General features: G+C 35.0%; 12 protein-coding genes and 1 tRNA gene. 8 read left to right on the forward strand and 5 right to left on the reverse strand.

From position 1 onward, the window contains the following. Positions 1 to 434: 434 nt before the first annotated feature. A complete protein-coding gene (locus DB895_RS03315; protein WP_116723937.1) occupies positions 435 to 1,847 on the forward strand; it encodes a peptidoglycan DD-metalloendopeptidase family protein in 1,413 nt (470 codons plus the stop codon). A 292-nt stretch (positions 1,848 to 2,139) separates the two neighbouring features. On the opposite strand, the gene DB895_RS03320 is transcribed toward DB895_RS03315, so the two are convergent. Both DB895_RS03320 and DB895_RS03325 read right to left on the reverse strand, forming a co-directional pair. Next, positions 2,140 to 2,212, reverse strand: a tRNA-Gly gene (locus DB895_RS03320). Positions 2,213 to 2,483: 271 nt separating this feature from the next. Next, complete coding sequence (locus DB895_RS03325) at positions 2,484 to 3,191, reverse strand: murein L,D-transpeptidase catalytic domain family protein (RefSeq protein ID WP_116723938.1); 708 nt, start codon at positions 3,189 to 3,191, stop codon at positions 2,484 to 2,486. A 580-nt stretch (positions 3,192 to 3,771) separates the two neighbouring features. Here DB895_RS03325 and miaB point away from each other — a divergent pair. The 7 genes from miaB to groL all read left to right on the forward strand — a co-directional run bounded on the left by miaB (position 3,772) and on the right by groL (position 10,755). Continuing rightward, complete coding sequence (miaB, locus tag DB895_RS03330; protein WP_116723939.1) at positions 3,772 to 5,217, forward strand: tRNA (N6-isopentenyl adenosine(37)-C2)-methylthiotransferase MiaB; 1,446 nt, start codon at positions 3,772 to 3,774, stop codon at positions 5,215 to 5,217. Between the two features lie 262 nt (positions 5,218 to 5,479). Further along, a complete protein-coding gene (locus DB895_RS03335; protein ID WP_116723940.1) occupies positions 5,480 to 6,730 on the forward strand; it encodes a sigma 54-interacting transcriptional regulator in 1,251 nt (416 codons plus the stop codon). A gap of 61 nt (positions 6,731 to 6,791) precedes the next feature. After that, positions 6,792 to 7,295, forward strand: a complete 504-nt coding sequence (locus tag DB895_RS03340; RefSeq protein WP_116723941.1) for an LptE family protein — start codon at positions 6,792 to 6,794, stop codon at positions 7,293 to 7,295. A 37-nt stretch (positions 7,296 to 7,332) separates the two neighbouring features. Continuing rightward, positions 7,333 to 8,301 carry a tetratricopeptide repeat protein gene (locus DB895_RS03345; RefSeq protein WP_116723942.1) on the forward strand — a complete coding sequence of 323 codons (969 nt, stop codon included), beginning with the start codon at positions 7,333 to 7,335 and terminating at the stop codon, positions 8,299 to 8,301. A 2-nt stretch (positions 8,302 to 8,303) separates the two neighbouring features. Beyond that, positions 8,304 to 8,669 carry a preprotein translocase subunit SecG gene (gene secG, locus DB895_RS03350; protein WP_116723943.1) on the forward strand — a complete coding sequence of 122 codons (366 nt, stop codon included), beginning with the start codon at positions 8,304 to 8,306 and terminating at the stop codon, positions 8,667 to 8,669. A 139-nt stretch (positions 8,670 to 8,808) separates the two neighbouring features. After that, complete coding sequence (locus tag DB895_RS03355) at positions 8,809 to 9,084, forward strand: co-chaperone GroES (protein ID WP_116723944.1); 276 nt, start codon at positions 8,809 to 8,811, stop codon at positions 9,082 to 9,084. Positions 9,085 to 9,126: 42 nt separating this feature from the next. Continuing rightward, positions 9,127 to 10,755 (forward strand): chaperonin GroEL, encoded by a 1,629-nt coding sequence (gene groL, locus DB895_RS03360; RefSeq protein ID WP_116723945.1) that lies wholly within the window; start codon positions 9,127 to 9,129, stop codon positions 10,753 to 10,755. Between the two features lie 72 nt (positions 10,756 to 10,827). Here groL and DB895_RS03365 read toward each other — a convergent pair whose 3' ends face one another. From DB895_RS03365 to DB895_RS03375, 3 genes are all read right to left on the reverse strand, one after another. After that, entirely contained in the window at positions 10,828 to 11,538 is a 711-nt protein-coding gene (locus DB895_RS03365; protein ID WP_116723946.1) for a DedA family protein, read from the reverse strand. A 166-nt stretch (positions 11,539 to 11,704) separates the two neighbouring features. Then, complete coding sequence (locus DB895_RS03370) at positions 11,705 to 12,109, reverse strand: heavy-metal-associated domain-containing protein (protein ID WP_116724083.1); 405 nt, start codon at positions 12,107 to 12,109, stop codon at positions 11,705 to 11,707. Between the two features lie 19 nt (positions 12,110 to 12,128). Next, on the reverse strand, positions 12,129 to 14,147 hold the full coding sequence (locus DB895_RS03375) for a TonB-dependent receptor plug domain-containing protein (protein ID WP_116723947.1): 2,019 nt from the start codon (positions 14,145 to 14,147) through the stop codon (positions 12,129 to 12,131). Between the last annotated feature and the right edge of the window lie 49 nt (positions 14,148 to 14,196).

Genomic DNA, 14,196 nt, shown 5'->3' on the forward strand with positions numbered 1-14,196 from the left:
AAATTCGTTTCTTTTTATTCTTTTCAATTTTCAGAATTAATGGCTCCTCATAATGGCATTGTCAATGCTCTCTTGGAGCATGATTCTCAAAACTGTTAGATGCCCACCATTCAGGTCATGAGACAAGTCCCTTTTTTTGCGAAAAAATGCCAAATTTGGGGTTGCTGACGCCATGCGTGTCGTTATTTTGGCTTTTAGACGTAAAAAAAAATTGGGTTTAATCTAATACCTTGAAAAAATAATATCATTGTATATTAAATCTATATATATTTACATTCTAACAAGCTGGATTTAAGTTCTTCTGAAAGTTTTTTAAGGGGGCTGAAATTGTTGGCAATCCCATTACAACTGCCAGTAAACATTACGACAGACGAGCAAAAAGCAGTGCAATCAATATTATTACATAAAAACTAATCATCTTAAATTTTAAACGCATGAGAAATCTATCTATGAAAATGGCTCTTTTAGTTTTTTTTGTTTTTCCGTATTTTCTCTTCGCACAGAACTCAACTTTTGATCCGAATGAAAGTGGGGGAAGCTATCCGATTGAAAGAAATGATGCCAACAACCCTTGCATAAAGCCCGAAGAATATAAGATTATCGAAAAACAATGTGCTGATAATGTTAAATTATTGGGACTTCAAAATGCCAGACAAAAAGGCAATATAACCACCTCTTTCATATGGCCGCTTAGAACCGCTAACGGATTGAACGACTGCAGTTATTACTATATTGGCAATTATCTGGATCAGGATCCAACCAGTCCAGGCATAAGGGACTGGAATTGCGGCACGGTTACCTATGATGGTCACATGGGAACCGACATCTGTACATTCCCATATCCATTTTATAAAATGGACAACAATCAGGTGGAAGTAATTGCAGCTGCGCCGGGAACTATTGTAAACTGGGTAGATGGAAACTTTGACAAGAACTGTGATTGGAATAATGCAAATGCAAATTATATTGCAATTCAACATAAAGATGGTTCTTGTGCTTTGTACTGGCACCTGAAAAAGAATTCTCTTACTCCAAAAAAAATTGGGCAAACTGTAGTTGCCGGAGAATATTTAGGCGTAGTTGGCAGCTCAGGAGCCTCTTCAGCACCACATCTTCACTTTGAGGTTCTGAGCGGAATTACAATTAACACCATAAACGATTCTTATTCTGGCACATGCAATACCTTAAACGCCAATTCATGGTGGATAGATCAAAAACCATATACCGAACCTGCAATTATAGAGGCGTCCGTACATCCAGTTTTAGCCGTTTTTCCGACATGTCCATCAACCGAAATTCCAAACGAAGACACTTGTTTTACAGCTGGATCATCTGTTAAGTTTTATACTTTTTATAGAAATGAGACCAGCGGCTTGGTTTCAAATATGCGTATAATTAATCCTGACGGAACGACATTCACGAGCTGGACTCACAATAGTAATGTCAGCCATTTAAGTTCCTATTGGATTTCGACTAAGACATTGCCTATAATAGCAGGCACATACACTTTTGAAGCAACTTACAACAACATCATTTGTTCTAAAAGTTTTAAAATTGACTGCAATTTATCAAATGTAACGGATATAGCCAATTCATCTAAAATTCAGGTGTTTCCCAACCCTACAAGCGGCATCATAAATATTTCAGGTTCAGGGATTGTCAATGGAAATTTCAAATTTACCTTAACAAATGGAATTGGACAGCTTTTATTTAACAATAACACTCAGATTGAAAACAACGAAGTCAAAAAAGAAATCTCCATTTCAGAATTGCCAGACGGCATTTATTTTCTAACGATTGACATGGAAAAAACAAAAATCGTAAAAAAAATTATTAAACAACAATAATAACGAACTTGCAGAAGATAACGTAAATAGAAATATATACCCAAGGAAACGGTACATTTGGAAATATAAACAATACCAAGATAGACATACTCCGTTATATGAAAACTGAGTGTGTGTGTATGTCTGTATGAGTTGTGAAATTTTAAAATGAACCCATATACCTCTTACTACAAAACAAAGATGATTTCGAAAAACATTATTGACTAAATTTTTAAGTCCAGCCTTTCCAACGGATCAATCCTACTAAAAAAACAAAAAAAAAGTCTAAACTTTCGTTTAGACTTTAATGAAGAGCGAAAGACGAGGCTCGAACTCGCGACAACCAGCTTGGAAGGCTGGAGCTCTACCAACTGAGCTACTTTCGCATTAACAACGGTGCAAATATACTCAATAAGTTTACTTTTTTGCAAGTTTTTTTTAAAAAAATTAGTAAGTTTTTTTAAAACTAATTTAAACCACCTTCTTTATGAACGTAAAGTTTTTATAATTAAATTGTTAAGTATTGGGAAACATTTATTTTTAAGGAAACATTTTTTGTCCAATCGGTGGATTTACTGAGAAAATGAAATTTAGAACAACAAATTTAAATCCAGAAAAGACCATCAATATTCCATAAAAACACATGGAAGCCTTATATTATGAAACTAATTTCGAGAATTCCTTATGGTATTTCGATGGATGAAAAATAAATAAACACGATTTGTTTTTTATTGTATTGATAATTTCATTGGTAAGTTCTACAGGAATTGCTGGGCATCCTTGACTTCTTCCTAATCTTTTATTGTTTTTGATAAAGGAATTAGAAACATAATCCGCAGCATGCATAACCACACCTCTTTCTCTTGCTTTGTCGTTAATCCCTTTCTCAAGGCCGTCTAATTTCAATGAAGCTCCGTGTTTTCCCATATAAATTTCACCTGTAGCATAAAAACCTAAACTGCTTTTAAAAGAAGAAGCCTCATTAGAAAACGAAGTTGCAAATTCCTCGCCTGTATTTCGGCCGTGTGCCACAAGAGAATTATACAAAATAGTATTTGTTGTCATGTCGATAACCCAAAGTCTTTTTGAATTTGACGATAAACTAAAGTCTATTAAGGTCAAAATGTTTTTCTGTATTTTGCCTTTTTCTTTCAATAAATAAAAACCTTCTAAAGCTTCCGAGAAAACGTCGACTTTAGGCAGAGCAAGATTATTGGAATGTAAGCCATTGTATACTTCTGCAGCCTCCATTTCAAAGTTAGAAGTGGTTTTATCTGCTACTAATTTGGAATTAACGGATCGGTTTTCATTTGGCGCGAATGACATCAAGAAAAACAGCACTGCGGGAAAAATCTTATAAATCATTGATTACGTTTAAGTTATATGATAGAATTGGGATTGCGAAGATAAAAAAAAATATAATGCAACTCAAAATTATTTAAGAAAAAATTACGTTTATCGGCAAATAAAATCGACTAAATACATGTTTTCCACTACCCAAAAAACGAACCACCCCAATAGCGTGGGCGAAAAACACATTTCTACATCATAAAAACGAAAGCATCTGAAATTTATTATATAAATCCGTTAATTGTCATGAAATTCTGTGAATTTTAACTTTAAAATCAAACTATCCAAAAAAAACTCCAGTCAACAAACTTCATAAGTAAATATACAAACCCAATACTATAACACTGTCAAATGGCCTAGCCCCGATTAAAGAGAAAAGCCCGGAGACAAAAAAGCAAAAGTTTCCTGTCCTAAAAAAGCGACCAACGGAAGCTCTTTTTAGAACTTTGGAAACTTCGCTTTTATGGTGAGGACTTGAAACGGAAAGCGGGAAATTGCTCCATCCATAAAACGACTTAAAACAATGTTAATTCTTAGTCTGACATCTTGTCATATATATTGAAATTCCCTTATCTTTGTGCTTTGAAGACACATGATGGAAAAGATAATAGAAGAAAGTAAACAAGGAGAAAGTCTTGTTCTAGAACACAAACCCGAGAATACCAAAAAACTCTTTATAGAAAGCTATGGTTGTGCGATGAATTTTTCGGACAGTGAAATTGTGGCTTCCATTTTATCTGGAAATGGGTACAATACAACTCAAATTCTCGAAGAAGCCGATTTAGTTTTGGTCAACACCTGCTCCATTCGGGACAAGGCAGAGCAAACCATTCGAAAACGTTTGGAGAAATACAATGCCGTGAAACGGATTAATCCTAAAATGAAAGTGGGTGTTTTGGGTTGCATGGCGGAGCGCTTAAAAAGTCAGTTTCTGGAAGAAGAAAAAATTGTGGATCTGGTTGTAGGTCCTGATGCCTATAAAGATTTACCAAATTTACTGAGCGAAGTCGAAGAAGGCCGTGATGCTATAAACGTGATTTTATCAAAGGATGAAACTTACGGAGATATTTCACCGGTACGATTGATGAGCAACGGAATTACGGCTTTAGTTTCAATCACCCGAGGTTGTGATAACATGTGTACGTTTTGCGTGGTTCCCTTTACCCGAGGACGCGAACGCAGCCGGGAACCGCAAAGCATCATGAAGGAAATTCAGGATTTATGGGACAAGGGTTTTAAAGAAATTACGCTTTTGGGTCAGAATGTGGATAGTTATTTATGGTACGGCGGGGGTTTGAAAAAAGATTTCGAAAACGCTACCGAAATGCAAAAAGCAACAGCAGTAGATTTTGATCAGCTATTGGAAATGGTGGCTGTTGGATTTCCTAAAATGCGCATTCGGTTTTCGACTTCCAATCCGCAAGATATGCACGAAAGTATTTTACACGTTATCGCGAAACATCCTAATATTTGCAAACACATTCACTTGCCCGTGCAATCAGGAAGCAACAGAATCCTAGCAGCAATGAATCGTTTGCATACGCGCGAAGAGTACATGACCTTAATTGATAAAATCCGGTCGATAGTACCAAACAGTTCGATATCGCAAGATATGATTTCGGGTTTTCCTACTGAAACCGAAGACGAGCACCAAGACACGTTAAGTTTGATGGAATATGTGAAGTATAATTTTGGATATATGTATTCGTATTCGGAACGTCCGGGAACCTTGGCCGGAAGAAAAATGGAAGATGATGTGCCTGAAGCGACAAAATTGCGCAGGTTACAAGAAATAGTCGATTTACAACAAAAGCATGCTTGGTTGCGCTCCGAAGAATTCATTGGACAAACCGTTGAAGTATTAGTAGAGAAAGTATCCAAAAAATCGACTTCAGAGTTTTCCGGAAGGAATTCACAAAGTATCACAGTGGTATTCCCGAAAGAGCACTATAAAATTGGAGATTTTGTAAATGTAAAAATCGTGAGTTGCACGAGTGGTACTTTAAAAGGTGAAGCTGTAGGATGGAGTGATATGAATTAAAAAAGCTTGAAAAAAAATGTCGAAAAAAAACATAATAATTGGTTTAATTGCTTTTATAGTAGGATTTGGCGGTACTTTCTATATTATTAGAACTTGTTTTCCAAAACAAAAGGTTGAAAAAACAACTACTACAAAGGTTATTTCAACTAAACCATAATAGTATCTTATAATATATTTCAAAAACAAAATTTAAAAAGTTTAGGTTTAAAATCCACCCTATAACTTTAAACCATAAAAGGGGAAAAACTTTAAACATTAAAACATGGAAACAGTTCAAGCTATAAAACAACGATTTGAAATTATAGGGAATGACCCAAAACTCAATCGTGCAATAGAAAAAGCCATTCAGGTTGCCCCTACCGACATCTCGGTGTTGGTCATAGGAGAAAGTGGTGTTGGAAAAGAAAGTATTCCTAAAATCATACACACCCTTTCCCACAGGAAACACGGAAAATACATTGCCGTAAATTGCGGAGCCATTCCTGAGGGAACCATTGACAGTGAGCTTTTTGGCCACGAGAAAGGATCTTTTACCGGTGCAACCAATACCCGAGAAGGCTATTTTGAAGTGGCTGATGGCGGCACCATCTTTTTGGATGAAGTGGGCGAATTGCCTTTGACTACCCAAGTACGGTTGCTTCGCGTTCTCGAGAATGGTGAATTCATAAAAGTAGGTTCCTCTCAAGTACAGAAAACCAATGTCAGAATCGTGGCTGCCACCAATGTGAATTTGTTTGACGCTATCGAAAAAGGAAAATTCCGAGAAGATTTGTATTATAGACTGAGTACTGTAGATATTATGCTGCCGCCATTACGGGACCGAAAAGACGACATTCATTTGTTATTTCGGAAATTCGCTGCAGATTTTGCGCACAAATATAAAATGCCTCCTTTAAAATTAGACGAAAATGCTGTTCAGGTATTACAGAAATTTCGGTGGAGCGGAAATATTCGTCAGTTGCGAAATGTAGCCGAACAAATTTCGGTTTTAGAAACCAATCGAGATATTTCAGGAGCGACATTACAATCCTATTTACCAACCGAAGGCAGCAATTTACCATCAGTAATTAAAAACAAAAAAATAGAAAGTGATTTCAGCACGGAAAGGGAAATTTTATACAAAGTGCTTTTTGATATGAAAAGCGATTTGCATGATTTAAAAAAACTGACTTTGGAGTTGATGGAAAACGGCAGTTCTAAAGTGCAGGAAACCAATCCGAATTTGATTAAAAAAATATACGGGCAAAAGGAAAGTGAAATAGATTTTGAAGAAGAACCGCGAACATCCATAATTGCCACTCAGAATAATGAATCCAATTATGAAGAACAGGACGACAATTATATGTTTGCCGAAACTGTAGAAGAGGAAGAGGTACTGCGTTTAGAACAAAAGGAAGTGGAAATGATTAAAAAATCATTGGAGAAAAACAAAGGAAAACGAAAAGCAGCTGCCGATGAACTAGGGATTTCAGAAAGAACGTTGTACCGAAAAATAAAGCAATTTGACCTTTAATATAGTTATGGTTTGTAAATTATGATTTGAAAATGAATATCTTTGGCTTTTAAAATTTAAAATGAAATACTTACACTATATAATTGCGCTTACAATCCTTTTAACATTCAACAGTTGTTCCGTTTATAACTTTACAGGAACCGGAAAAATTGACGCAAAGACCTTTCAAGTTAATTATTTTCAAAATACGGCACCTTTAATTCAACCCGGAATTGAACGTACTTTTACGCAAGAATTACAAAATTTAATCCAAAATCAAACCAATTTGAATTTGGTAGGTTCCGGAGGCGATTTACTATATGAAGGCGAGATTGTCGATTATCGAATTACCCCCACTACAGCAACTGCCGACATAAAAGCGGCACAAAACCGATTGACTGTCACGGTTTTGTGCCGGTTTACCAATAAAAACAAAGAAACGGATAATTTTGAAAAACGATTTTCTTTTTTTTACGATTACAGCGGAACAGAACAATTGGTTGGTGCAAAACTGACCGAAGCCTTAAAAGAAATTTTTGAAAGGATTACCCAAGATATTTTCAATGAATCCCTTGCGAAATGGTAAATTTTAAAGTTAATTTGTTTATCAGAAAAAACTAATTTTGAACGTAACAGAATATACCTCTTTAATAAACAAACCGGATGCCATTAATGACATTCAGTGCATTTCTTTGGAAAAAATTGTTCAGGAATTCCCCTATTTCCAAAGCGCAAGAGCCTTATATTTGAAAGGGCTGTACAATCAAAATAGTTTCAAATATAATTACGCTTTAAAGATTACCGCCGCACATACCACAGACCGAAGCATTCTGTTCGATTTTATTACTTCCAGTAGTTTTACAGCCATTCAAAAAGGATTGTATGAAAAGAAAATTGCGGAATTACTTGAAATAACAGTTGTGGAAAGTGAAATCATAACTCCAGAAGAATCAAGATTGGAACCAAGAATAAATACGATTGAAGAATCGATTCTTATTTCAATTAAAAATGCATCTCCCACCTCAGAAAGTGAAATTGTTGAGGTTGCGGTTTCAATACTTGACAGTAAAACAGAATTAGAAATTCCTGAAACAGCCCAGGAACAAACAATTGAGATTGATGAGATTGTTATTGAAGCCAAAAAAACGGAAGAAATTTTTCCCAAAAAACTGGACATAGGAAAACCATTAGAATTTTCTAAATCAGAAAAGCATTCGTTTCAGGAATGGCTACAACTATCTAAATTCCAACCTATTGTTCGAGAAGAGATTACTCCGATTCAAGAACATACTTCTGAATCAGATTTAGACAAGCAAAAAAAAAGCGAATTGATTGATACGTTTATTGAAAAAAATCCTAAAATCCCACCAGTAAAAAGAGATGTTGTCCCAACTAACGTTATTTTTGAACCCAGCAAACCTGATAATTCTTACCTAATGACCGAGACTTTGGCTCGGGTTTATTTGGAGCAAAAAAAATATCAAAAAGCAATTCAAGCTTATGAGATATTAATTTTGAAATATCCAGAAAAAAGTAGTTTCTTTGCAGACCATATTCTAGACATAAAAAATTTACAACAAAATAATACATAACAATGAGCACATTTTCAATTTTCTTAGTTTTAATCACAATAGTTTGTTTTCTTTTAATCATAGTAATTATGGTTCAAAACCCTAAAGGAGGCGGATTATCTTCTTCATTGGGAGGATCGCAAATGATGGGTGGCGTACAAAAAACTACGGATTTTTTAGACAAAAGTACTTGGACATTAGCAACTGTATTAATTGCCTTAATTTTATTATCAAGCCTAAGTTTTACTGGAAGCCTAAGCGATAATGATTCTAAAATTATTGATAAAATGGATACTTCAGCTCCAAAACCAGCAACTCCAGCGGCCGCAACTAATGCTACGCCTGAAACTCCCGCTACACCAGCAGCTAAGGAGCCTGTAAAAAAATAATTTTCTTATAAATAAATCAAATGCCAGCTTGACAATGCTGGCATTTTTTTTAAGCAAAATTGTCAGTTTTATTGGGCTTGGCATAGTTTCTGAAATCAAATTTGCAACAAATAAATTATAACAAAAAAAAAATATTATTATGGCTTTAAACATCAAACCACTATCAGACCGGGTTCTTATTGAACCAGTTGCTGCTGAAACTAAAACGGCTTCGGGTATTTTCATCCCTGACACAGCAAAAGAAAAACCTCAAAAAGGAACTGTTGTTGCAGTAGGTAATGGCACAAAAGACCTTATTATGACCGTTAAAATTGGCGACACGGTTCTTTATGGAAAATATGCCGGGACAGAATTAAAACTGGGAGGAAAGGATTATTTGATAATGCGTGAAGATGATATTCTTGCAATCATCTAAATCGAATTAACGAATTAAACAAATCAACAAATTAAAATTAAGATGGCAAAAGATATAAAATTTGATATTGAAGCACGTGACGGTTTAAAACGTGGAGTTGACGCATTAGCAAATGCTGTAAAAGTAACCCTAGGGCCAAAAGGTCGTAATGTAATTATTGGGAAATCATTTGGCGGACCAACAGTTACCAAAGATGGTGTCACCGTTGCGAAAGAAATAGAATTGAAAGATCCATTAGAAAATATGGGGGCTCAAATGGTGAAGGAAGTAGCTTCTAAAACTAATGATTTGGCTGGTGATGGAACTACAACCGCTACAGTTTTGGCACAGGCCATTGTAAAAGAAGGATTGAAAAACGTTGCTGCTGGAGCAAACCCAATGGACTTGAAAAGAGGAATTGACAAAGCTGTAGAAGCTATTGTTGCTGATTTGTCTAAACAAGCAAAAGTGGTCGGTAGCGATTCGGAGAAAATAAAACAAATCGCTTCTATTTCTGCAAATAACGACGAAGTGATTGGTGAATTAATTGCTAATGCTTTCGCAAAAGTAGGTAAAGAAGGCGTGATCACTGTTGAAGAGGCCAAAGGGACGGATACCTATGTAGATGTTGTGGAAGGAATGCAATTTGACAGAGGTTATTTATCTCCTTATTTTGTGACCAATCCAGAAAAAATGGAAGCAGAATTGGAAAATCCATACATCCTTTTGTACGACAAAAAAGTATCTTCTTTAAAAGAATTACTTCCCGTTTTAGAGCCAGTAGCGCAATCCGGAAAACCATTGTTAATTATTGCTGAAGATGTTGATGGTGAGGCATTATCTACATTGGTAGTAAACAAATTACGCGGAGCTTTAAAAATTGCTGCAGTAAAAGCACCCGGTTTTGGAGACAGAAGAAAAGCAATGTTAGAGGACATTGCAATCTTAACTGGTGGAACTGTAATCTCTGAAGAAAGAGGCTATACCTTAGAAAATACAACTATCGAAATGTTGGGAACTGCTAAAAGAGTAACCATCGATAAGGACAATACCACCATTGTGAGTGGTGCTGGTGAAGCTGATTTAATTAAAAATCGTGTGAACCAAATTAAAGGTCAAATGGAAGCAACGACTTCCGACTATGATAAAGAAAAGTTGCAAGAACGTTTAGCTAAATTGGCTGGTGGAGTTGCTGTTCTTTATGTTGGAGCTGCTTCTGAAGTAGAAATGAAGGAGAAAAAAGACAGAGTAGATGATGCTTTACACGCTACTCGCGCTGCTGTTGAAGAAGGAATTGTTGCAGGTGGAGGTGTTGCCTTACTAAGAGCTAAAAGTGCTCTTGCTACTTTAAAAGCAGATAACGCTGACGAAGCTACTGGAATTCAAATTATATCCCGTGCCATTGAATCTCCGTTGAGAACTATTGTTGAAAATGCAGGTTTAGAGGGTTCAGTAGTTGTTGCAAAAGTAGCTGAAGGTTCTGGCGATTTTGGCTACAACGCTAAAACGGATGAATATGTAGATATGCTAAAAGCCGGAATTATCGATCCTAAAAAAGTGACTCGTGTCGCTTTAGAAAATGCAGCTTCAGTGGCTGGAATGATTCTGACTACAGAATGTGCTTTGGTAGATATTAAGGAAGAAAATGGCGGAGGAAACCCAATGGGTGGAGGTATGCCAGGAATGATGTAATATTAAATATTCTGAAATAAATTATAATCCGTCTCATTTTTTTTTGAGACGGATTTTTTTGTTTTAGATAAATTATACTTTGTCTGCAGGTCTTTTCTTCAACAATTTCACAAAAACGGGTACTGTTGATATTAGTATAATTCCTATTACAATTTTTTCAATATGCTCTTTTAAATCTATACCATATTCCAAAAATATTCCATACAAGTAGTGTCCCGAAAATATTAAAATAAAAGACCATAGAAAAGAACTAACAATATTAAAAAACATAAACTTCTTTTTTTCCATAGATACAATTCCCGCAATAATCGGAGCAAAAGTCCTGAAAATGGGCAAAAAACGAGCGAAGATGATTGCTTTTCCTCCATATTTTTCAAAGAAGTCTTTCGATTGCAGCAAATACTTTTTCTTGAACCAAAAACTGTCTTCCTTTTTAAATAAGTAATACCCACTTTTAGACCCAAACCAATAGCCAACCATATTTCCCAGGATTCCAGCAAGGGCTACAAAGGAAACTAAAATTAGGACATTGATGAATTCATTATTAATATGTATGAATTGATCGACCAAACCTGGATGATACACCCCATTCACTTCAGAACCAGCCGCATAAATTCCCGCTAAAAACAACAAACTATCACCTGGCAAAAAGAACCCGGCAAAAAGACCCGTCTCTGCAAAAACAATAAATAAAACAATATACAAACCAATATGAATACCGGCTATTTTTAAGGTAATATAAAACTCGGGATTCAGTAATTGTGTCCAATCAAAATTGTTCATATAACGGTATTAGGGGTTTGTTTTAAGGTTGTGAAAGTAAGTATAATTTAGCTGAACCACAATTTATTGCTATTTTTTAAAGTTTTATTAACTTCAACTGATAATGAAATCACAATTGAAAAATTAAAAAATATAGAATTAGAGGTCCAAAAATTAAGATCCTGAATTAGTTTCTTTCATACAAGCAGCAACTATGTAACTTTTCATAATCTTCATTGGTTGCTTTTACCTCATCGGTATCATGTCCTACTTTGGCTATTGCTTTTTTAACGTCTAAAACGGTGCATTTTTCTTCATTTATAACCAAACTTAATTGATGTGTTTCTATGCTCCAAAGTGCTGATTTTACTCCTGAAACGGAATACGCTGCTTTTTGAATTCGCTTTTGACATTGTTCACAATTGCCATTGACTTCAATGGTATATTTTGCATTTTTATTCTTTTTTGGGATACTATTTAAATCTTGAGCTTGAGTAGCGAATCCTAGAAAAGTCATCAGTAATGTTATAATTATATTTTTACCCAATACTTTTCTGTTATTCTTTTGAGGTTCGTGAGTTTTCAATTTCATTTTTTTTATTTTTAATTGTTTATTTAATTTTGAAACGCAATCCAGCATAATACATTTGTCCAAAAACTGGTGCATATATAATTGACGCATCAAAATTAGAACCAAATGGATTATCACTGCCAAGAATTGCTTTTTCTTGTTTGTAATTTCCAATATTTTCCCCTCCAACATACATTTCAAAAGTAGAAGAAAAAGTTCTTGTAATTTGAGCATTCATCAAAGAATAGGAAGATGAAAATTCCGGCAATCTCTCATTTATTGAATTTGATGCTGTATTGGGTAATTGTTGTTTGCCAATCCAATTGAATGTATAATCCAATTTCCATTGCTGCCCCTTATCGCTAATATGGGTTTCATATTCTAAATTCCCAAAAAATCGGTTTTTAGCCTGTAGCGGTTTTTGAAAACTACCAGAAATATAATCCGTTTTTACATCATAAAATTTATATGCAGAACGCCAGTTCAAATGTTTTACAATTTCATAATTGAATTCGATTTGCAAACTATTAGCATACGACTTCCCATTTAAGTTATAAAACAAAACTTGTTGTGGGCTTTCAATTAAATCGACAACGGCTTGGTTTTGAAAATCGGTTCGATAAAAATCAAACCCGACATCGGCATTTTTACCAAAAAACAGGAAACTTTGCGAAAAACTCAGCCCGTAATTCCAAGCAATTTCAGGGTTTAATCCGTAAATTTTTCCATTAGAATTTAAAATATCGAATAATCTTGAACTCGCAAAAAGCTGTTGGTTTTCGGCAAAAATATTTGCCGATCGTTTTCCCCGCCCTGCTGAAAATCGCAAAACCCCTTTTCCCCAAGGATTATATTTTACATGTAACCTTGGTGTAAGAAAAGTTCCTAATCGATTATGGGCATCCACTCTACCGCCAAGAATCACACTAAAATTATCGGTATTATCGTAGGTATATTCAAAAAAAGCACCCAATGAATTATCCATTCTACTATAATCATTGACATTAACAAACTCTTGGTATTTATCGTAAGTAAAATTCAAACCCGTTGCAAATTTGTTCATGGTATTATCAATAATCGAATTGAAAATTAAGTTCGAATAATAACTGCTTTGTTTGATGTTGTACTGGTTTAGTCCAAAATAAGAGTTCTGATTATGACTATTAAACGCATTTTGAAAACCAATGCTTTGAAAAGGCATCTCCGGAAAAATATAACCCACTTTAGCCGAAACGTCCATTCTCTCTGTATTGATTTCCGAACCCCAATAATTCATTGTCCCCTTATCTCTACTTGGTTTAAAATTGACTTCCCCAGTTTGTTTTTGGTCATTCATGTATCTGAAATTGATAAAACTTACCCACCCTTTTTCAGCATTGTAGTATTGGTATCTGTTGAGAATATTGATTTGTTTTGCCAATGGATTATCTAGAAATCCATCATTATTCATATCCATTTTAACATCTCGTGTATTACTGTGAAGAAACAAACTGCTGCTCCACTTGTCTGAAATTTTCTTGTTGAAATGGGTATTCAATTCAAATCGTGAATCCGAAGATCCATATGCATTTAGGAAAAACGGGATGTCATTTATTGGTTTAATCAATTCCGTATTTATTTGCCCCGAAATACTTTCGTAACCATTCACTACGCTTCCAGCACCTTTTGTAATTTGGATGCTCTCTACCCAGGTTCCTGGCGTAAAAGACAATCCATAAGCTTGAGACGCACCACGGACGGAGGGAATATTTTCTTCGGTAATCATCAAATACGGACTCGTTAATCCGAGCATTTTGATTTGTTTTGTTCCGGTTAATGCATCTGAAAAATTGACATCAATGGATGGATTGGTTTCGAAACTTTCTGCCAGATTACAACAAGCGGCTTTAAGGAGCTCTTTGCTTGTAATTATTGTTGTATTGCCTGTTATGGTGTATGATTTTTGAATTCCTTTTCGCTTATTTACTATTTTCACTTCTTCTAATTTCTCTTGTTTTTCTTGCGAAAAAACAGAGGTAGAAAGCACAAAAAGTACAAAAATCGTGATTGTTTTTTTCATGATAATAATTTTAATGTTTATCTAAAGTGTGTTCAAATCATAAAAATGA

Origin of the sequence: Flavobacterium psychrotolerans (assembly GCF_003097635.1) — a bacterium.
GTDB lineage: Bacteria > Bacteroidota > Bacteroidia > Flavobacteriales > Flavobacteriaceae > Flavobacterium > Flavobacterium psychrotolerans.